12 protein-coding genes are annotated in these 22,127 nt (G+C 44.9%); 9 read left to right on the forward strand and 3 right to left on the reverse strand.

Going from position 1 to position 22,127, the window contains the following annotated elements:
• The first annotated feature begins 50 nt into the window (after positions 1 to 50).
• From ACRD7A_RS03395 to ACRD7A_RS03425, 7 genes are all read left to right on the forward strand, one after another.
• Entirely contained in the window at positions 51 to 947 is an 897-nt protein-coding gene (locus ACRD7A_RS03395) for an ABC transporter ATP-binding protein (protein WP_430810888.1), read from the forward strand.
• On the forward strand, positions 944 to 4,273 hold the full coding sequence (locus ACRD7A_RS03400) for a golvesin C-terminal-like domain-containing protein (RefSeq protein WP_430810889.1): 3,330 nt from the start codon (positions 944 to 946) through the stop codon (positions 4,271 to 4,273). The genes ACRD7A_RS03395 and ACRD7A_RS03400 overlap by 4 nt, the downstream gene beginning before the upstream one ends.
• Positions 4,274 to 4,295: 22 nt before the next feature.
• Positions 4,296 to 5,771: a TolC family protein gene (locus tag ACRD7A_RS03405; RefSeq protein WP_430810890.1), complete on the forward strand. Its 1,476-nt coding sequence runs from the start codon at positions 4,296 to 4,298 to the stop codon at positions 5,769 to 5,771.
• Between the two features lie 66 nt (positions 5,772 to 5,837).
• A complete protein-coding gene (locus tag ACRD7A_RS03410) occupies positions 5,838 to 6,914 on the forward strand; it encodes an efflux RND transporter periplasmic adaptor subunit (RefSeq protein WP_430810891.1) in 1,077 nt (358 codons plus the stop codon).
• 77 nt (positions 6,915 to 6,991) lie between these two features.
• A complete protein-coding gene (locus tag ACRD7A_RS03415; protein WP_430810892.1) occupies positions 6,992 to 10,078 on the forward strand; it encodes an efflux RND transporter permease subunit in 3,087 nt (1,028 codons plus the stop codon).
• A 9-nt stretch (positions 10,079 to 10,087) separates the two neighbouring features.
• A complete protein-coding gene (locus ACRD7A_RS03420; protein WP_430810893.1) occupies positions 10,088 to 14,803 on the forward strand; it encodes an efflux RND transporter permease subunit in 4,716 nt (1,571 codons plus the stop codon).
• A gap of 32 nt (positions 14,804 to 14,835) precedes the next feature.
• On the forward strand, positions 14,836 to 15,537 hold the full coding sequence (locus tag ACRD7A_RS03425; protein WP_430817926.1) for a hypothetical protein: 702 nt from the start codon (positions 14,836 to 14,838) through the stop codon (positions 15,535 to 15,537).
• A 43-nt stretch (positions 15,538 to 15,580) separates the two neighbouring features.
• Here the strand turns inward: ACRD7A_RS03425 and ACRD7A_RS03430 are convergent, their stop codons facing one another.
• Positions 15,581 to 15,850, reverse strand: coding sequence for a DNA-binding protein (locus ACRD7A_RS03430; RefSeq protein ID WP_430810895.1), 270 nt, complete (start codon positions 15,848 to 15,850; stop codon positions 15,581 to 15,583).
• 190 nt (positions 15,851 to 16,040) lie between these two features.
• Here ACRD7A_RS03430 and ACRD7A_RS03435 point away from each other — a divergent pair, with 190 nt between their 5' ends.
• Both ACRD7A_RS03435 and ACRD7A_RS03440 read left to right on the forward strand, forming a co-directional pair.
• Positions 16,041 to 17,372: a DEAD/DEAH box helicase gene (locus tag ACRD7A_RS03435; RefSeq protein ID WP_430810896.1), complete on the forward strand. Its 1,332-nt coding sequence runs from the start codon at positions 16,041 to 16,043 to the stop codon at positions 17,370 to 17,372.
• A 28-nt stretch (positions 17,373 to 17,400) separates the two neighbouring features.
• Positions 17,401 to 18,405 (forward strand): diacylglycerol/lipid kinase family protein, encoded by a 1,005-nt coding sequence (locus ACRD7A_RS03440; protein ID WP_430810897.1) that lies wholly within the window; start codon positions 17,401 to 17,403, stop codon positions 18,403 to 18,405.
• Positions 18,406 to 18,548: 143 nt separating this feature from the next.
• On the opposite strand, the gene yidC is transcribed toward ACRD7A_RS03440, so the two are convergent.
• Positions 18,549 to 20,393 carry a membrane protein insertase YidC gene (gene yidC, locus ACRD7A_RS03445; RefSeq protein ID WP_430810898.1) on the reverse strand — a complete coding sequence of 615 codons (1,845 nt, stop codon included), beginning with the start codon at positions 20,391 to 20,393 and terminating at the stop codon, positions 18,549 to 18,551.
• Positions 20,394 to 20,414: 21 nt separating this feature from the next.
• The gene (gene pyrG, locus ACRD7A_RS03450) at positions 20,415 to 22,016 is read right to left on the reverse strand and encodes a CTP synthase (RefSeq protein ID WP_430810899.1); all 1,602 of its coding nucleotides are present in this window, start codon (positions 22,014 to 22,016) and stop codon (positions 20,415 to 20,417) included.
• Between the last annotated feature and the right edge of the window lie 111 nt (positions 22,017 to 22,127).

The raw sequence follows: 22,127 nt of genomic DNA on the forward strand, positions 1-22,127 counted from the left end.
TTATGTTGGTACGCTTTTAGCTGCTGCCAAGTAACCTAAACTCAATTATTTTGAAAATACAGATTAACGACCTTAGTCAGGTGTATAAAAATGACTTTCGGGCACTCAATAAGGTTAACCTTGAGATTAATCCGGGTATGTTCGGCCTGCTGGGACCCAATGGAGCCGGTAAATCAACCTTAATGCGGATATTAGTTACCCTGCTGCGTCCCACACATGGCGAGGTAATGGTGAACGACATGCCTTTATCAAAAAATCGTGCCGAGGTGCGTTCTATGTTGGGTTACCTGCCTCAGGACTTCCGCTTCTTCGCCAAATTACGCACTTGGGAGTTTCTGGATTATGCAGCTTCAATGGCGGGTATTAAAGGTAAAAAGGATAGGTTAGCAGCCGTTGATGAGCTATTGGAACAGGTGGGGCTGTTTGATGTGCGCAACCGTTATGCCAATAAGCTATCCGGGGGTATGAAGCGACGTCTGGGGATTGCACAGGCCTTGATAGGTGATCCGAAGATAATTGTTGTGGATGAGCCCACCACAGGTCTCGACCCGGAAGAACGTATTCGTTTTCGTAATATCCTATCTAACCTTAGTCAAAAAGAAGTCATCATTATTTTGTCAACCCATATTGTGGGCGATATCTCATCCACCTGCCGGCAAATGGCTTTGCTTAATCGCGGGCAGGTTCATTTTCAGGGCTCCCCTGAGGAGTTCATTAATCAGTCAGCGGGTCATGTTTTTAAAGCCAGTGTGTCATTCGAGCAGATGAAGCTCATTAGCGAACAGTATCCGGTTATTACCTCCGTGCCGGGTGCCGGTGGATATGAAATAGAATTTGTGGCCAACGAAGTGAATGGGTGGGAAACGACTGCCGTAGAACCCAATCTGGAGCACGCCTATGTGTATTTTATGGAATATGTGGCCAACGAAAAATTTCAGTATCAATGATTTCCTTCTTCAATATTTCTACTGTTGCGCGCTTCGAATCTAAAACCCTGTTTCGAAGTTGGTTCTTTCGAATCTTTTCCATCATAATACTGGCTTTTATTCTGATGTTTAACATTTTTGGCATTGCAGCTGTAGCTGATGGAGGATGGCAAGGGCGCGTATTGCCGTCGGCAGCGCCTTACTTTAATCTGTGGCTGCTTAACATTGCACAGGCGGTAATAGCCGTGTTTTTGTCGGCCGATTTCCTGGGGCGCGATAAAAAACTGGATACCACCGAGGCTTTTTATGTCAGAAGCATGACCAACACCGAGTATGTGCTGGGAAAGACCTTTGGTGTATTAAAGGTTTTTGTGGTGTTAAACGCCATTGTTTTACTTAGTGCTTTGGTATTTATGCTGATTGGCAACGAGGCACCCATTGACTGGATATCCTATATTGCCTATCCGCTTCTTATTTCAATGCCCACGCTGGTGTTTATTTTGGGGCTGTCATTTTTTACCATGACGCTTATCCGCAACCAGGCTGTTACCTTTGTTTTACTCCTGGGGTTTATCGCCTTATCATTGTTTTATTTGGGCAATAGGTATTTAGGTTTATTCGATGTATTGGGATTCTTCACGCCTTTTATGCGTTCCGATTTTACAGGATTTCAGGATGTATTTCACTTAGTACAGCATCGTCTTTTATATTTTCTTCTGGGTACTTTCTTTATTTTGGCCACTATCTGGCGCTTACCGCGACTGGAGCAGCAAAAATTCAATAAGCCTATCTTATTAACAGGAATGTTTACCTTGTTGGGTGTTTCTGCCCTGCTAACAGGTAAATTATACATAAATGACAGTGAGGGAAGTGCCCTTCAGGATAAAATCGTAGCGCTTAACAAGCAATTAAAACCATCGGCTTATCAAATAGTGGCCTATGAAATGGAGCTGAGGCATCATCCTACAGCTATTGAATGCAAGGCAGAGATGCAGATTTCAAAGGTTAATGACGGGGACAGTAGCCTTAAACTCGTTTTGAATCCGGGATTGAAGGTCGACCTTTGTTTAATCAATGCAAAGCAGGTGTCCTTCAAGCGCGATGCCCATATCCTTACCATTCAGGCAAATGATTTACCAACGGATTCTTTTGAGTTGGAACTGCAATATAAAGGAACGATTACTGATGAAGCACTGTATGTGGATGTTGATGAAGAAGTTAAGTTGGCAGAGAATCGTCTTGATCCTTTGCTCGCAGGCAAGCAATACAGCTTTATTCAAGATGATTACGTGTTGCTCACGCGCGAATCAGCATGGTACCCGGTGCTTGCTGATAAACAATATTGGACGAGCTATCCCTTTACACATATGAAGCTGTCCGTTCAGACTTTTCCCGGTTTAGATGTTATCGCACAAGGCAAAAAGGATAGTCTGGATATTGCTTCCTATCGTTTTATAAATGATAAGCCACTGAATGCCTACAGCTTAATAATAGGTGATTATGAGCACCATTCTATCAGGGTGGATAGTGTTGAGTTTAATCTCTATCATCATAAAAGGCACGTGGCCTATAAGGAGTATTTCACAGAACTTAATGATACCATTCCGCATATTATCAAAAATATTAAAGATGATTTTGAACGCAAACTAGGCGTTGATTATCCATTTGAGCGCTTCTCGGTGGTTGAAACACCCATTAATTTTTACACTTATATTCGCAACTGGTCATTGGCTACAGAGAGTGTGATGCCAGAGATGGTACTATTCCCGGAAAGTGGAGGCGGAACCTGGCAAAATGACCTTCATAGCATTCGTCGACGTGTGGACCGAAGAAAGGAGCGCTCCAATGAAGAGCAATCGGAGAAGGAGTTGCAGGTGGAGGTATTGAAAGACTACCTGGGCAGTAACTTCATTCGTCCGTCGCGCTTTTTCTTTGGCCGTAGACAAGCCGCCGAGCGCCATGTTGAAAACTGGGGTCGTCACCAGGTATTTCCTTTGTACTTTACCTATGCCAATCGAGTAGAAGAGGAGGGTTACCCTTTACTTACCATTGCCATGGAAAATTATCTGCATCAGCGCCTGAGCGAAACACGACGTCGTGATTTTGGAGGCTTATCCAGTAACGATGAAGTGATACTGAAGCTGAGAGAAAATAGTCTGAAAGAATTGATTGAGAAGGAAGATGTGAATACTCTGGGTAATGTATTTGCATCCAAAGGAAGCCAGTTGTTTTCCAATTTAAAGGTTGATGTGGGGCTGACCGACTTTGATAAGAAATTGGATAAGGTAATTCGTGACACTCGTTTTCAAAATCAAAGGGTAGAAGATTTTAAGCGCTTAATGAGTCAAATCAGTCGTACTGATTTTATGGCCTTATATGATAATTGGCTGAACGAATCCTATAAAGCTGCTTTTCTCTTTAGTTCGGTGGATGTGTTTGAAGTAAAGGATGGTAATCGGGTGCGTTACTTCCTGAACCTGCGGGTGGCCAACAAAGGAAATGCCGATGGGATATTGAGCTTTACAGTGCGTGAAGGTATGCAACAGAGCGGACGGGGCCGTTTTCGTTCGCGTTTTCAAATGAATACGGAGGAAGGTAACGAACAGAGCTATCAGTTAAAGGCCGGACAAACTTACGAGCTTGGTTTTTTACTCGATGAAGAGCCGCGTGATATAACAGTTAATACTTTTCTGGCAGCCAATATTCCTTCAGCGCAAAATCTCACTTTGAATGCGGTGAAACGTAATACTAAGGTGAGTTTCTTTGAAGGTCTGCGTCCCTCCGCTAAAACGCTTCGCTATGCGGCAGCATCTGAAGTTATTGTAGATAACGAAGACAGTGGTTTTACCATTGTTAATACGGGAGAAAGCCGGACGGTGAAAGACTGGTGGGTGGCGATGCAAAACAAGGAGGAAGAAGATGAAAGCTATGGCATGATGCATTTCTGGAATCATCCCGTGAGTTGGAAACCCATTGTGGGCGAACAGTTCTTTGGTGAGTATTTAAAATCTGCTGTTTATAAACGAAAAGGCATCGGTGAAGGCTATGTCAATTGGAAAGTGGAACTGAAAGAGGCGGGCAGGTATGATGTTTATGCCTATGTGCCGCGCATTGTTCAGCGTTTCCGGCGTAGGCGCAATAGCGAGAATAAAGAAACCAATTACAACTTTGTGGTTGATCATGATGACGGCGAGGAACAGGTGAAAGTAATGACGAATAACGATAATTACGGCTGGATGTATCTGGGAGAATATTATTTCTCAGAGGGACAGGCTTCCGTAAAGCTTTCTGATGTAACCAATAGCGACTATGTGATAGCGGATGCAGTAAAATGGATAAAGAAATAATCAGATAATAATATCCCAATTCATGAAGAAGATACTAATAATCCCGGCAATGCTTTTATTTACAGGGTTTGTGCAGCTTCCGGCACAACGTCTGATGACATTGCCACAATCAGTAGAAGAGGCACTTAAGAACAGTCCGCAAATTGTGCGCTCGCGATTGGGCCTGGAGCGAACACGTGAATTATTGAATGCACAGCGGGCTTCGCTGCGTTCTAACTTCAGACTTAACCTTAATCCCTATGTATATTCGAACCGACGCAGCTATAGTGAGGAAAGGCAGCAATGGTTTAATGCAGAGAGCACCAGTAGCAATGGTGTGTTTGATGTGAGTCAGCCCATCATATGGACCGATGGGGTAATTGCCTTGCAAAACGAGTTTGGATGGCAGAAAAATAGTGGTTCCTTATCTGCAAACTCATTTGAAGGTTTTAGTAATAATGTGCGTTTGGTATTAGATCAGCCTTTGTTTACCTATAACCGAACCAAAATGACCCTAAAAGAGCTGGAGTTTGACCATGAAAATGCCAAGTTGAGATATGCCCTCGAAGCCTTGAATGTGGAACGTCAGATAACACAGTATTTCTATCAGATTTATCAGAAGCAGATGGAGGTGATTACCTTGCGCGAGGAGTGGGAGAATCGCAAACGTAGCTTTGAGATCATCAGTAACAAAGTGGAGGCCGGGCTGGTGGCTAAAGAAGAAATGCTACAGGCCGAATTGGATATGATGACCAGTGAGTCGGCGGTGCAAAACAGTGAAGTGACGCTTGAGAACATAAAGGATAACTTTAAATATATGCTGGGTATGTCCCTTTATGAAGAGATTATGGTCATTGCCGAAGTGTCTGTTTTACCGGTTGATATCGATTTAAATATGGCTACTAATTTTGCTTTGTCTAACAGGATGGAGATACGGCAGCGACAGATTGATATTGAGACCGGCCAGTTTAAGTTGATCAGAACCAATGCTACCAATGAGTTTCAAGGCCGCTTGAATGTATCGGTGGGTTTATTTGGTGAGAATGAAAAAGTAAAGGGTATTTACGATAACCCTACCGATAATGAGGATGTGCGCTTTAGCCTGGAAATACCTTTGTTCGACTGGGGCGAAAAGAAAGCGCGTATGCGTGCTGCAGAGGCCGAACTACAAACTAGTGAATATGATTTAGAAGATGAAAAAAAAGCCATCCGTCGTGATATTCGCCAAATCGACAGAAGCATTAGCAATGCATTAATACAGATCGATATTGCCCGAAAGAACGAAGAAAATGCGCAGTTGACTTACGAAATCAACCTGGAGAAATACCGTAATGGAGATCTGACGAGTATGGATCTGAACCTGTTTCAAAATCAGCTAACCCAGAAAAAAAATGCCTTAACTGCTGCTTTGATCGATTACAAGCTGGAGCTGCTGAATATGAAGCTTCAAACCCTCTATGATTTTGAGCAGCAGAACAGTATCATCGATGATGTGATGAAATATGAGATGATTCAATAAATCTAATCTGTACGGCCCTATGCATTCCTATTGATCAATACTAACCAAAATTAAATAGCTACAACCATGATAATTCATAAGCAAGCCATAAAATATTCAAAGCTCATCGCACTTACTTTGGGCCTTATCAACCTCTTTTCCTGTAAAAATGAAGCAACCAGTTTTAATACCGATGTGGCGGTTAACGTGTCGGTTCAGGAGGTGAAGAAGAAACCCATTGAGCAAACCTTGATTACAACGGGCTCCATCAGCCCCGAGCTCCAAGCGAATCTGAAAACGGAGTTGGCGGCGCATTACCATTTGCAAAGGAATCCACGTACCGGAAAGCCTTTTAAAATGGGCGATCAAGTGAAGCAGCATGAGCTGGTAATTCTGCTGAAAGATCAGGAATATACCAATAATGCCAATTTGCCGGGTGCCGAGCTGGATAAGGAAATATCAGCTATGGAATACGAAAAGCAACGGGCTTTATACGAAAAAGGAGGTGTCACCAAGCGCGAACTGGTTAACTCAGAAAAAACCTTGCTGACAGCGGAGCAAGCCTATGAAAATGCAGCCCTTAGTATTGAAAAACTTAGCATTCGTGCACCTTTTAGCGGTGTCATCACCGATTTACCCTATTTCTCGCCGGGTATCAGGGTGGATAATGGACAAGCAGTACTTAGCCTGATGAATTATACGAGTATGATGATGGATTTGAGTATGCCGGAAAATCTGCTGGGGCAAGTAGAAATTAATCAGGAGGCCAATATCATGAATTATGCCTTGCCCAACGATACGTTGAAGGGGCGCATCACCGAGCTGTCACCGGCTATTGATATCGAAGCACGTACATTCAAAGGACGTCTGAGAGTAGATAACGACCAAGAGTTACTGAAGCCCGGTATGTTTGTTAAGGCTGAGATTGTGGTAGACCAGCGCGATAGTGCTCTGGTGATTCCCAAGGAGGTAATTATTACAGAAGGGAATCGCAAAGTGGTGTTTGTGGCAAAGAATTCGGCTGCCCAAAAGCGTTATATCCGCACCGGTATCGAAACAATGAGTGAGGTGGAAGTGCTGGAAGGGATAGAGGTGAATGAACGCCTCATAATAAAAGGTTTTGAAACCCTGAAGGACCGTTCCAAGGTGAAGGTGGTAAAATAATTTTGATGATTTGCCACTGTGATAAAATCTCACATACCAATATCATTCATTATCCTTAATAACTCATAACTCAAAATATGAAAGCAATCTCACGCTTTTCAGTTAATTATCCGGTTACGGTACTCATGTTGGTGCTGGGTATTATCCTGCTGGGTATCATTTCCTTGTCACGCCTAGGAACCGATCTATTCCCCGACCTTCAGAACCCACGTATCTATGCCGAGATTGTATCGGGTGAGCGCTCGCCGGAGGAGATAGAAAAACGTTTTGTGGAGCAGGTGGAAGCACTGGCAGTGCGTCAGAGTGGTGTGCTCAACGTGTCGTCGGTGAGCCGTATTGGCTCGGCTGTTGTTACGGTGGAATACGACTGGGGAAAAGACATTGACGAGGCCTTTCTGGATTTGCAAAAGGCACTAACGCCGGTCAGCCAGGACGAGGATGTGGAGGAGTTAAACGTTACTCGCTTCGACCCCAATGCAACTGCGGTAATTAAGGCGGCATTCAGCAATGATGAGATAAGCGATATGAACAGCCTGCGCAAGGTGGCTGAAAACTATATCCGTAACGAATTAATTCGCATCGAAGGGGTGGCCGATATACGCATTTCGGGGGAAGAAAAAGCCGAAGTAATGGTGGTGGCCGACCCGCAGCTGCTAAGGGCTAACGGCTTAAGTACATCATCCTTATTAAATACCATCACTAACTTTAATCAAAATGTGTCGGGTGGTTCCATCGAAGAAATGGGACAGCGTTACATTATTAAAGGGCTGAGTGCCTTAAGTGCCTTGCACGATGTTGAAAATCTGGTGGTAAAACTGAATCAGACCCGTGTTTCCGAAAGTGCTTCATCAGCTAATACTCAGGAGTCATCGCCGGTATTACTTAAAGATGTGGCCAAAGTTGAATTAGCCAACCGCGAGCCCGAAAGCATTGTTCGACTCAATGGTCAACGTTGTCTGGGGATTTCCATCTACAAAGAGACCCGCTATAATACGGTGGCCGCTGTTGAAAAGCTGGAAGAAGCCTTTGTGGAAATTCAGCAGCGTTTGCCAGGTTATAAGTTGCAGGTGGTGAATAACCAGGGCGCTTTTATACAAAGTGCCATTGGCGAAGTGGAGGAGAGTGCTTTGTATGGTATTATCCTGGCTGTTTTTGTCCTCTTTATTTTCTTGCGACGCTTTGGGGTTACTCTGGTTGTGAGCCTGGCCATTCCGGTATCTATTATTGCCACTTTTAATCTGATGTATTTCAATGGGCTGACCTTGAATATCATGACGTTGGGTGGTCTGGCCCTGGGGGCAGGTATGTTAGTGGACAATGCCATTGTGGTGGTCGAAAATATCGTGCGCAAGATAGAAGAAGGTATTCCGGTAAAGCAAGCGGCCATTGAAGGAACCGCTGAAGTGGGCGGGGCTTTAACGGCTTCCACCCTGACTACCATTGTGGTGTTTTTACCCATCGTTTATTTACACGGCGCATCGGGCGAGCTGTTTAAAGATCAGGCTTGGACGGTGGCGTTTTCATTACTGTCATCTTTGCTGGTTGCCTTGTTGGTGATACCGGTGATGAGTAAGTATGTATTTAAAAATGCTAAAAAACAAAGCGCTCAACCCAAAGAAACAGGATTTAAAACATACCATATTTTCTTGAATTATGTACTTGAGAAAAGAACCTGGGTGTTGATGAGTGCTGCACTTGTAATTGCTCTAACGGCTTTAATTATTCCCCGCGTGGGCAGTGAATTTATGCCCGAAGTGCAGTCTAACGAAGTAACCATTGAAACGGTGTTTCCGGCAGGCACCTCTCTGCGCCGCACAGATGCTACCTTAAGACAAATGGAGCAGATGGTGATGGATGCCTGGGGCGATAAACTAAAATGGATTTATACCCATGCAGGCCCCGAATCATCGGGCGAGACCGTATCTACTGCAGAACAAGGTGAAAATACCGGGTACATCAAGTTGGTGTTGAATGATGAGGTGAATGCTTCTTTTACCCAAATGGTGGAGGCACTGAACATTTTATATGGAGGTGTGAAAGGCCTGGAGATGCGTTTTGTGCAGGAGCAATCGGCCATACAAACACTTTTGGGAACCAACGAAGCCCCTTTGGTAATTGAAATTGAGGATAACAACGTTCAAAAGCTGGAAGAGTCGGCGCTTGTATTAACGGAAGCCATCCGTCGTAATAAGGAGATATATAATGTGAAAAGCTCCTTTGAAGATGGAGCACCGGAAGTTAATGTGGTTATTGACCGTGTCAGAGCGGGTATCTTCAACCTTGATGTATCCACTATCATGAATAACTTGTCGGCTTACTTGTTGGAAAAAGAGGGGGGCAGCATGGAGCTGAATGGCGAGCTAACTGACATTAAACTGGAAACACCTGATGTACAACTGGAAGAGCTGGCCTATTTAAAAATATCGCAAGGCGAGAAGGATGTACTCTTATCGGAGGTAGCCAGCATTGAGATAGGTCGGGCACCACGTGAGGTGTTACGCAACAATCAAAAACGAGTGATTCGTCTTAGTGCCATGGTGGCCGATGAGCGACCCTTTGATCATTTTGTGGCCGACCTGGAGCAAAGTATTGCTCAATTGGATATTCACCCGACATCGAAGGTGACTATTTTAGGGGAAGAGGAAAAGCGTAAAGATGCCTTTGGCAACCTGCAATTTGCCTTGCTGTTGTCCATTATCCTGGTTTACATGGTAATGGCTTCGCAATTTGAATCTTTGCTACATCCCTTCACCATATTGCTAACCATCCCATTGGCAGGGGTGGGTGCCGTGTGGGCATTTTTTGTGCTGGGACATACCTTTAACATCATGGCTTACATCGGTGTTGTGATGCTGGCGGGTATAGCGGTTAACGATTCCATCATTTTAGTGGATGCCATTAACCAATACAAAAAGGCCGGTTTAAAACTCAGAGAAGCCATTGTAGCAGCCGGTCAACAGCGTGTTCGTCCTATCTTAATGACGAGCCTGACAACTATTCTGGCGCTGCTGCCGCTCACCTTTGGCTTTGGCGATAGCGCCTCCTTGCGTGCGCCCATGGCCATTGCAGTTATCGGTGGTTTAATAACCTCCACTCTGTTAACCCTGGTCGTGATTCCTTGTGTGTATTACGTGTTCGACCGTCTGTTTCAATCAACCCAATAGCATAGGTATATGAAAGAATTAATCAACCGAAAGGTGCTTGTCAGTATGCTGTTTCTAGCCTTAACCATGTTAGGGGTGATTTCGTACAGGCAGTTGTCCTTTGAGCTTATTCCCAATACTGAATATCCGCTCCTTTTTGTGAGTGTGCAGGCCAATACCGAGTTAGACCCAAGGCACATGGAGCAGGAGGGAGCCATACCGGTGGAAGGCCTGGTGAGTACATTGGAAGGTATTGAAAAGATAGAAACGCGTGTGGGACCTGGTCGTGCCATGATTTTTGTGTACCTCAGCCGCAGTGTGGATGTCAAATACAGTTACCTGAAGCTGGTGGAGAAGGTAGAAGGAGCCTCCAATGTGCTGCCGGATAATATGATGGCACAGGTTTTTAAAGCCGATGTGGAGCAGATGACCAGCCAGTTTATGACCTTGCAAATGCGGGGTGAAGGAGGCGTTGACCGCGTTCGTAATATTTTTGAGCAGGAGATTAAGTCTAAATTGGAAAGTGTGGATGGAGTATCCTCCATTCAGGTGTCAGGAGGGCGTCAGAAGTCCGTGGAAATCATTCTCCGACAAGATGTGTTGGATAGCTACGGCCTTACATCTGGTAGTATTCGTCAGCTGATAGCATCGGGCCAAAATGAGAAGATGTTTGCTGGTAGCGTTATTAAGGGACAAAAGGAGTATTATGTAACAGCGGAGGCCGATTATAAACGCATCAGCGATATAGAAAATATTGTGGTGAAGGCTGAGGGTCCTGTTCTGTTGAAGGATGTGGCACAGGTTAACTTTAGTGTTAAGGAAGAAGATTCCTACAGCCGGGTGAATGGTATGGAGTCGGTTGCTATTACCGTAGCCAAAGATGCGCAGGTTAACATGATTGAGTTATCGGATAATATCATCGATCTAATCAACGAGATAAACGACGAATACAAAGCCAAGGCGATAGAATTGACGGTGATCACCAATCAGGCTGAAACCATGGAAAGCAACCTTGATTCGATTATTGAGCTGGCTTTTATCGGCGGTATCCTGGCGCTCTTTGTTTTGTGGATATTCCTCAACAATATTCCGCTGGTGGGCATGGTCATGCTGTCGGTGCCCCTTTCGGTATATGGTGCTTTTAATTTCTTTTTTGCCACAGATATCTCCATTAATATGCTTACGCTGGTGGGCTTGGCCCTGGCCATAGGAATGTTGCTCGATAACAGTGTTGTGGTGATGGAGAACATTTATCGGGTGGCCTCAATACAGCGCCATGCCGGTGAAGAAAGTGTAGTGCGGGGAACCAAAGAAGTGTGGCGTTCGGTAATTGCGGCTACATTAACCACCATCTCGGTCTTTTTGCCCTTTGTTTTTTCCGAAGAGCTCTTGCTGCGCGAAGTAGCCAAGCACATCAGTGTGTCCATTGTGTCTACCCTGGTGGTCTCTCTGCTGGTGGCCTTGATTCTGATCCCCATGTTATCGCATTTGTTTCTTTCAGGCATTGTGCGTCATCGCATACAAGCGCTGGAAAAACTGGATTTGCATAACCGGATGGTACAATATTATATGTTGCTGCTGAAAGCGACTTTGCGGCGCCCGGCGACAACCGTAATAGGTATTTTGCTGGTCTTTTTTGTGGTGCTAATCCTTAGCCTGGGAGTGAGCCTATCCTCACAGGAAGAAGTGGAGACAAGTGAGTTTAATATTGGTGTTGAGATGTCGTCGGGTTCCATGCTGACCAATACCGATAAGGTAGTTCGGGAGATTGAGAGCCGCCTGGAAAGCCTGGAGGAGAAGAAAGATGTGGTGGTGCATGTGTTTGACGATGAAGCATCGGTATCGGTTATTTTAAAAGAGAACTATAAAACAATTGCCAGTCGCACTATTCCAGAGATACGTGCCGATATACAGGAGCGCATCAGCGAAGTGGAAGGTGGCGAGATAAGCCTTACGCAGAGCTCTACAAGGGTAATGGGCGGTGGTGGCGGTTTTGGCTCCAACCCGGGACTGGGTATGATGGCCATGCTGGGGCTGGGCGACCAGGAAGAAAAGGTGGTGATTAAGGGCGAGGACTATGATCAGATGCTGATGGTGGCCAATGATATTAAATACTACCTGGAAAATAACATTGAAAATCTGGAGCGGGCACGTATTTCAGTGGCCGGTAAGCGTCCTGAAATCCATTTGGGGATGGATGCCTACCTCATGGGCCTGTTGAATATTTCACCGTCTAATGTGGTGTCTGAGTTATTTACCTTTCGCTCGGAGGTGAGTTCGGGCGGTCAGCTTAAAATAGATAACGAAACCTACGACATCATTATGAAAACGGTAGATGACAACCAAGCCGATGAGATACCTCCCAAGACTATGGAGGACTTACAAGAGCTGAATGTCACCAACAGTAGTGGCGCCATTGTACCCTTGCGGGATTTCTCGGAAATCAGCTACGCCTCGGGACGAACCGAGATTAACCGCGTTGACCAGGAGAAGCAGATAGAGGTAAGCTATCGTTTTTCAGATGAGGTGAATAATTCAAAGAGGCTGCTGGAAGATGCACGCACGCAAGTGGATGAGTTGGTGGCATCGGTGCCCGTATCGTCCCGGGTATCTATGAAGGTAGTACATGAGGAAAATAATTTTCTGGATGAGTTTAAATTTTTGGGCTTGATCGGCTTATTGCTGGTGTTTATGATTCTGGCCGCTGTATTTGAATCACTAACGGCTCCCGTGGTAATGCTCTTCTCGGTGCCCTTGGCCGCTATCGGTTCTTTATTGGCACTGGTGCTTACGGGTAATTCTCTGTTGAGCTTCAATACATTTATCGGATTTCTTATCCTGCTGGGCGTGGTGGTGAATAATGGTATTCTATTGATTGATTATTCACGTCAGCTGCAACGCGAGGGATATCGGCCGGCAAGAGCGCTTATTTATGCCGGTATTTCGCGTATTCGACCTATCACCATTACGGCTATTACTACCATTATTGCTATGTTGCCGCTGGCCATGGGCAAATCGGAATATGTGGGTGCCCTGGGCGCTCCCTTTGCCATTACCGTTGTGGGTGGTTTAAGCTTTAGCACTTTGCTGACACTGGTGTTTATGCCAACCTTTGCCTTTGGTATGAACAGCTCACTCAACTGGATACGAGAATTGAATATTGCACTGAAACTATTGATCTATGCCCTGTGGGCAGGCGGACTGGCTTTGGTGTATTTTTACAGCGATACGTCCTTTGCCTGGCAATTATTGTACGGTGTGCTCATTATCAGTGGAGTGCCCGCCGTAATCTATTTTATAAAGTCATCGCTTCGAACGGCGAAAACAAGCCTGGTAGCACAGGATGAAGAAGTGAATATTACCATTCGTAACCTGGTGAAAGTATATGACCGGGATAACCGTTTTGTGCGCGAATATAAGGCACGTGTAAATAAGCAAAAAACGATAGAACGCAAGCGGCAGTTCTCGCAAAAAGCATTTATCAAACACTTGGTGTGGCAATTGCCATTGCTGGCTTTCGCAGTGTATTTTACCTGGTGGTATTTAGATGCTGAGTTGTGGGGCATGTTGTTTACTATTTTCAACTATTTCTTACTCTTGCGCCTTTATGATGACTGGTTTTTACTCAGAGCCAAGAATGATGATGCTAAAAACAGACGCGTCCTTCAGTTACGGCGAATCATCCGCTTGACTTATCCGATGCTGAGTATGGTGGTATTTGTTTTTCGCTGGGAGGAGTTGCCGCTGGCCATCATAGTGGGTGTTTTATGGTACTTGTTTTTGGTGCTCAGTCAATCTGGCAAAAAGCTAAAAGAAGAAGCGTTGAATATTGAACGTATAAGCGGTCGCTTTGCCACTTGGCGACGTTCTTACTATCGTTTGCTGCGCAGTATTCCGGTCATCGGCAAGCAAAAAACACCTTTTAAAGCACTCAAGGGTGTCTCGTTGGAGTTTAAAACAGGTATGATTGGACTCCTGGGACCCAATGGTGCCGGAAAGACCACACTGATGCGCATCATCTGCGGCATTTTGGAGCAGAGTTACGGCAAGGTTTATATCAATGGTTTTGATACCCAGCAAAAGCGCGAAGAGCTGCAGGGCATTATTGGTTATCTGCCCCAGGAGTTTGGTACCTATGAAAATATGACGGCCTATGAGTTCCTCGATTATCAGGCTATCGTGCGGGGCATCAGTGAGGATTCCACCCGAAAGGAACGATTGGAATATGTGCTGAAATCGGTGCATATGTGGGAGCGGAAAGATAGTAAAATTGCTTCCTTCTCAGGGGGTATGAAGCAACGCATCGGTATTGCCATGATATTGCTTCACCTGCCTAAGATTTTGGTGGTTGATGAACCTACAGCAGGCCTTGACCCGCGTGAGCGCATCCGCTTCAGAAATCTGCTGGTAGAACTGAGTCGTGAGCGAATCGTATTATTTTCAACGCATATTATTGAGGATATTTCCAGTTCGTGCAACCAGGTGGCAGTGATGCAAAAAGGAGAGTTGAAGTATTGGGGTACACCAAGTAATATGGTGGGCATTGCCAATAACCGTGTGTGGCAATTTGAGATTAGGGCTGAAGAGTTTGAGAAAGTTAATAAAGAGCGCCTGATTGTGCACCATATGAGCGAAGGAGACCGAATTAGGGTGCGCTGCATAGCTGATGAGAAGCCCGATGCAAGAGCGGAGAGTGTAGGAGCCGTGCTGGAAGATGCTTATATCTGCCTACTGAAAACTAAATAAGAAGCAAGATGCAAAAACAAAGTAATAGATTGATGGCAAAATCACGCCTGACCCTTCAGTTTATCCGTTATAATCTTAAAATCGTATTCGGAAATAGGTTTGTGTACTTCTTAGGTGCTTCACTTATTTTCTATTTGTTAGTTACATCCATTAATTTTTTTACTTCCGACACGGTAAGTATCGAAGGGGTATATTTTCATTTAATGTTCCCCGCTTTTCTGCTTATCTTTTTCCCCACAAGTTATGGTATTCAGAATGATGAAGATGCACGAATCCTTGAAATACTGTTTGGCATACCTAACTATCGTTACAAAATATGGTTGGTGCGTCTGGTAATGGCTTTTTTCATGGTGTTCTGGTTTATCTTTTTAATGGCTAACCTGAGTAGTATTTTATTGATCAAGGTGCCGGTTTGGGAAATAACGCTCCGCTTAATGGTGCCTGTATTGCTCTTCGGAATGCTGGGTTTCTTTTTTAGTACTGTTGTAAAAAATGGTAATGGTACCGCTGTTATTGTGGTTATCATTGGCTTATTGGTTTGGATGTTCTCGGGATTTTTAGAAACAAGTGCCTGGAATATCTTTTTAAATCCTTTTGTATTACCCTCGGGTATGAGCGAAAGTGTTTGGGCAAACGTTATTGCCAAACATGTGCGCACGTGGCTGATTGTAGCTGCTGTGGCAGCTCTATGGGGCTTACTCAACTTGCAGAGCCGCGAGAAGTTTATTAAATAAAAAAAGCGCCATCAGGCGCTTTTTTTTATACTGGTTGTAAACATTAACTTTGTGCAAGCGGCTTTTCGCCTTCAATAATTTTGCGGGCCATTTCCAGGATCGTTGTGTCATCTAATTCTACAATACCGCCGTCGGGTCCTTGTTCAAGATGTATCCCTACACTCTTACCTCGATCATAGTTGGCACCGCCAAAGTAATTTCTTACCGTTTCTACGTCGAGGTTTAACTCTTCAGCAATTGTGTGAATGCTTCCATCAGGCAGACTATCTTTAATCTTCCTGAGCTGATTAAATGTGATTGTTGTTGTACTCATATTAAAAAGGTTTAATAGTAAATATAAGTCTGTACTAAAATTAGAAAATTTATTTGAATTTAAAAACTAAGCCGCACTTAATTATTTGTTTAGCTGCGTCTTTATTACTTAATTCACGAAGCTTTTATACACCGGATAATAGTTTTACCAATAAAGCCATTATTTTTGCAGTACTAAAACGCATGATATTTTGAAATTTTCTGAGTTAAATATTAATACAGTGCTGCTGAATGCACTTGATGATCTGGGTTTTGAAACGGCAACACCCATACAAAAGGAAGCCTTTCCGGTAATTATGTCGGGCCGCGATGTGGTGGGCATTGCTCAAACCGGAACAGGTAAGACCTTTGCCTACATATTGCCCATTCTTCGGCAGCTGAAATTCTCACAACAGCGTCATCCGCGTATATTGGTGTTGGTGCCTACGCGCGAGTTGGTCGAACAGGTGGTGGGTGAGTTTCGAAAGCTAACAGAATACATGAGTGTGCGCATTGGCGGTGTTTATGGTGGTACCAATATCAACACGCAAAAAGAACTGGTTTATGCCGGTTTAGATGTGTTAGTGGCCACTCCGGGGCGCCTTATCGATTTAAGTCTGACCGGTGTATTGCGCCTTAAAAATATTCAGAAACTCGTGATTGATGAGGTGGATGAGATGCTGAATCTGGGTTTCCGGACTCAGTTAGAGCAGATACAAGAATTATTGCCCGATCGGCGTCAGAACCTGATGTTTTCAGCCACCGTAACACCGGATGTGGAAATGCTGATCAAGCAATGGTTTTACGACCCGCTAAGGGTAGAAGTGGCTGCCACGGGCACTCCTCTCGATAAGATCTTTCAGAGCGCTTACCTGGTGCCTAACTTCTATACAAAGCGTAATTTTCTACTTCATCTCCTGAATAATAATGCTGACATGGATAAGGTGCTTGTGTTTGTGCAGAGCAAAAGCATGGCCGATCTATTGTGCGATGAGCTGGGCAAGGAGCTGGGGGATGCTGTGGGAGTTATCCATTCCAATAAATCACAGAATTATCGTTTTCGGATGGTGGAGGAGTTTCTTAATGGTCAGCGACGTGTGCTGATTGCCACCGATCTGATTGCACGGGGTATGGACATCAGCCATGTGAGCCATGTGATTAACTATGACATGCCCGAAACCGCTGAATCGTACATACACCGTATTGGACGTACCGGACGAGCCGATGCAGAGGGTATGGCACTGGCCTTTGTGGAGGAAAAGGACGAAGCCATCTGGTCGTCTATTCAGAAGCTGATGAAGAAAACGGTGCAGCTATCGCCTCTGCCCGATGAGGTGAAGGTAAGCGAGCGTTTGCTGGAGTCGGAGAAAGAGGTAATGGCCGGCATGTTGGTTGTGAAAACACCCAAGGTGGCAGCACAGCGCGGTGCCGCCTATCATGAGAAGAAGGATAAAAATAAAAAGACCAATCAGGGAGGTTCTTACCGTCGCAAATTAGCTGCGAAATATAAAAAACCCAAAACACGAGGTCAAAAGCGTAAGTAATTATCAGGTTATTTCATAATAATTGGCCATGAATAAGCATCGCGTACTCTTCATTATCAACCCCATATCGGGCATTGGGAAGCAACGCACGGTTGAGAAAGCGGTAGAAGGAGAGATCGACCATCAGCGCATTGATTTTGATATTGCCTACACCGATTATGCCGGTCATGCCCGTGAGCTGTCTAAGGCAGCCATTGGACAATATGATGTAGTGGTGGCTGTGGGGGGTGATGGTACAGTAAACGAAGTGGGTTCAGCGCTGGTGAATACCACTACGGCCATGGCCATTATACCCACCGGATCGGGTAATGGTTTGGCGCGTTACCTGGATATTCCCCTTCGTGTCAACAGGGCTTTACAGGTGATTAACCGCATGGAGATGAGGGATATTGACACCTTGCGCGTGAATAATCAGATATCTTTAAACGTAGCCGGTATTGGTTTTGATGGCCATATCAGCCATGAGTTTGCGAAGCAAAAACACCGCGGCCCCGCTACCTATGTCAAATTAATAACAAAGGAATACGCTAAGTATAAATCCGCTGTTTACCGGATTAGTATAGATGGCACCACCTACGAGTTACCGGCTTTTATGATTACCCTGGCTAACTCATCGCAGTGGGGTAATAATATTCATATAGCACCACAGGCCAAAATAGATGACGGCTTAATTGATGTTTGTATCATCAAGGAGTTTCCGATTTATGATGGTCCCTCCCTGCTGATTAGTATACTTGACCAGAGTGTTGATCAGCGACGCTACGATGTGGTCACCAAGGCACGTCAGATCATTATTGAAGGCGATCAAGCTCTTGTGGGTCATGTTGATGGGGAGCCTGCCGATTTGGGTAAGCGAGCCGTGGTGGAGATTCACCCTTTGTCTTTACGCGTGATTGTGCCCCCCAAAGATTTTCGCAAGAACCTCTTGGAACCGCTTAAAGAGCTCAAGGAGTTATTGCCCCCTATGCCCACACTTGGCGGACTACCCGTATTGCCCAAAGGCTTTTTGCCGGGTAGCAGCAAAAATGAATGATATCGTTGAAACAAGCAAGGCAGAGAAATCGGGCACAATATCTTTGACAAAATACTGTGACCATAAAATATTCAATAAAAAAACGGGCGACCTCCATGTGGTCGCCCGTTTCTATATCAATTAATCTAACAAGTTATAATGTATTATTTACGCTTGCCTTTCTTTGCTGCTAGTGCCTGCTGACGTTGCATATCTTCTAAACGCTGTTGAAACTTCGACTTCTTCGATGGCTTCTTTTTGTTGGCATTTAATTTGGCCAGCAAAGCATCCTCGTCCACAAAACGACGGATCAATAATGTTTGTCCGATGGTAATGAGGGTAGAGATAAAGTAGTAATAACTCAAACCGGATGCATAGTTGTTAAAGAAGAACAGGAACATCACCGGCATCATATACATCATACCTTTCATGCCCGGCATCTGTTGACTGCTTTGTGTCATCTCCTGGTTTATCTTGGTATAAACAATATTGGTGATGGCCATTAACAAACAGAAAAGACTTACGTGATCACCATAGAAAGGTATATCAAAAGGCAATTGGAAGATGGAGTCGTACGATGACAAGTCATCGGCCCATAAGAAGGCTTCGCCGCGCAACTCGATGGATGCGGGGAAGAACTGGAACATGGCAAAAAGAATAGGCATTTGCAATACCATGGGTAAACATCCGCCCATGGGATTAACACCCGCTTTGCGATACAGCGCCATGGTGGCTTGCTGACGTTCCATCGCCTTCTCTTTCGGTATCTTATTGTTAATCTCTTCAATCTGTGGCTTCAGCACTTTCATCTTGGCCGTTGAAACATACGATTTGTATGTCAGCGGGAACAGGATTAGTTTAATAAGTATGGTTAACAGCAGAATGATGATACCATAATTACTGATAAAGCCTTCGAAGAAGTGGAATACCTCAATCACACCCAGGTTGATGTAGCGCAGGAACCCCCATCCCAGATACACTAACTCGCGCAGCTGATAGTCTTCCTCATAGGGCTTAAGGGTTTTAAAATCGTTGGGTCCAAAATAGAATTGGAAGGCCAGGTTATCGCTGCCGGTAAAGGGCACATTCACCTGGGCACTGGCATTCATAATCAGTCGCTCGTTCTTATCGTCCGGCCCTTCGGTGGCTACCTCGCCACTCATGAAGTTATCTTTGGCTATAAATACCGAGGAGAAAAACTGATCTTTAAAGGCTACCCATTTTACTTTGGTGCTTAGCTTCTCTGAGTCGGAGCTGTGGGCATTGATATGATCCACATCTTCCTGGTCGAATTTAAAATACACACCGGCGCGCTGACGCTCAAAGTCAGGTGCTTTCTCCTGAGCATCCATGCGCATGTTCCACTCAATACCCAAGGAACCCGTTGGGGTGGACATGAGGCTGCTCATGTTGCGTGTGGTAATATTAAAGTCGGCCATGTAGCTGTTGTCGGGCAGGGTATAGGAGAACATCATTTCTCCCTCATCAGCTTTGATCAGCAGATCGGCTTTGGAGCTGTTGGCTTTCGCCACATCAAAGAATAAATCGTTGGTGTGGAAGTTACGGTTGTTGTGCGTAAAGTAAAAGCCAAAGCGGTTTTGGTCGCCATTCATCAGTACGAGGGGCTGGCCATCATGTGTTTTATACTCTTTTAACTCTACCGAATAGATGCGGGCACCTTTGGTGGAGATAATCATTTTCACCAGGTTGTTTTCCAGGGTAACAAAGGACTGCTCGCCCTGTGCTGCCCCGGCAAATAAGCCATAGCGATTGCTAAGTGCCTGTGCCACGGCTGCTGAGTCTTTTTCAACTTCCGCTTCTTTGCTTTCCTGTTCTTGGGCAATGGCAGCTTTGGCTTCTTCAGCCAGTCGCGCCTGCTCTACCATGGCTATGGAGTCGCGTCGGCGCTGTTGTTCAGCCAGCTGTTCTTCGGTGGGCTTGTTGAGCCACCAGAAAAAACCCAGGATAATGGTAATGAGTACAATTCCGGTTATCGAATTTCTATCCATTGTATTAGTTTGTGTGTTAAGTTACTCTTCTATAGCGGCCTTTATAAAGGCCATGAAAATAGGGTGGGGGTTTAGTACCGTACTGCTGTATTCGGGGTGATACTGCACACCGGTAAACCATTTGTGCTTAGGAATCTCCATGATTTCCACCAGTCCTGTATCAGGGTTGAATCCCGCAGGTACCATGCCGGCTTTTTCAAAGGCCTCCAGGTATTCGTTGTTAAATTCATAGCGGTGACGGTGGCGCTCTTTTATATCAGTTTTGCCGTAGGCCTTGTAGGCATTGCTTCCCTCGCTTAGCTCGCAGTCGTAGGCACCCAATCGCATGGTTCCACCCATATCGGTTACGTTCTTTTGATCTTCCATCAGGTCAATCACGGCATGGTTTGTGCGGTTGTCCATCTCGCGTGAGTTGGCATCGCTCAACTTCAGTACGTTACGCGCATATTCAATAACAGCACATTGCATACCCAAACAGATACCCAGAAAAGGAATATTATTTTCGCGCACATATTTAATGGCCGACAGCTTACCTTCAATGCCACGATGTCCGAAGCCCGGAGCCACCAGCACTCCATCGAGTCCTTTCAGCATCTCTGCTGCATTGGTGTCGTTCAGATCCTCCGAATGAATCAGTTCAACCTTGGCCTTACGGTTATTGTAAGTAGCGGCGTGATGCAGCGCTTCAATAATTGATTTATAGGCATCAGCCAGCTCAACGTATTTACCTACCAAACCGATTCTAACAGTTTGCTTTGCGTTGTACAATTTATTTAAGAAACCTTTCCAGTCCTTAAGAGCCGGTTTTTCAGTGATGGGCAGATTAAGTTTCTTAAGCACAATCTCGTCAAGACCCTCCTCCTGCATTTTTACAGGTACCTCGTAGATGGTTTTTACATCGATGGACTGAATAACGGCTTTGCTGTCCAAATTGCAGAACAGGGCTACCTTGCGACGTATGTCTTGCGATAATTCATGCTCGGTACGCAGCACCAACACATCGGGTTGAATTCCGTTTTCCAGGAGTTGCTTTACCGAGTGTTGTGTGGGTTTGGTCTTTAGCTCTCCCGATGCGTTAAGGAAAGGCACCAGCGTTAGGTGTACCACGGCGGCATGATCGCCCAGTTCCCATTTCAACTGACGCACTGCTTCTACATAGGGCAATGACTCAATGTCGCCCACGGTACCCCCTATCTCGGTAATTACAAAGTCATATTTGTGTTTGGTACCCAGTAGCTTAATGTTACGCTTTATTTCATCGGTAATATGAGGGATAATTTGAACCGTTTTGCCAAGGTAATCGCCCTTCCGCTCTTTATTAATCACATTTTGGTAGATGCGGCCGGTGGTTACGTTATTGGCCTGCGAGGTGGGAACGTTCAGAAAACGCTCGTAATGTCCCAGATCGAGGTCTGTTTCGGCACCGTCCTCAGTAACGTAACACTCACCGTGTTCATAAGGATTTAAAGTTCCGGGGTCAACGTTCAAATATGGATCAAGCTTTTGAATGGTTACTCGGTAACCTCTTGATTGTAATAATTTTGCTAAAGAAGCTGATATAATTCCTTTTCCCAACGAGGAGGCTACACCTCCGGTTACAAATACATATCTTGTTTCCGGCACAACTATAGTTTTATAAGTTCTTCAATTGCTCTTACGAGCGAAAATTTCAAGCTACAAAGGTAGAAAAATACCGATAATATCGCTTAACTTCTATTCAAATAATGGGTCGGC

The sequence above is a fragment of the Carboxylicivirga longa genome, assembly GCF_050589825.1.
GTDB lineage: Bacteria > Bacteroidota > Bacteroidia > Bacteroidales > Marinilabiliaceae > Carboxylicivirga > Carboxylicivirga longa.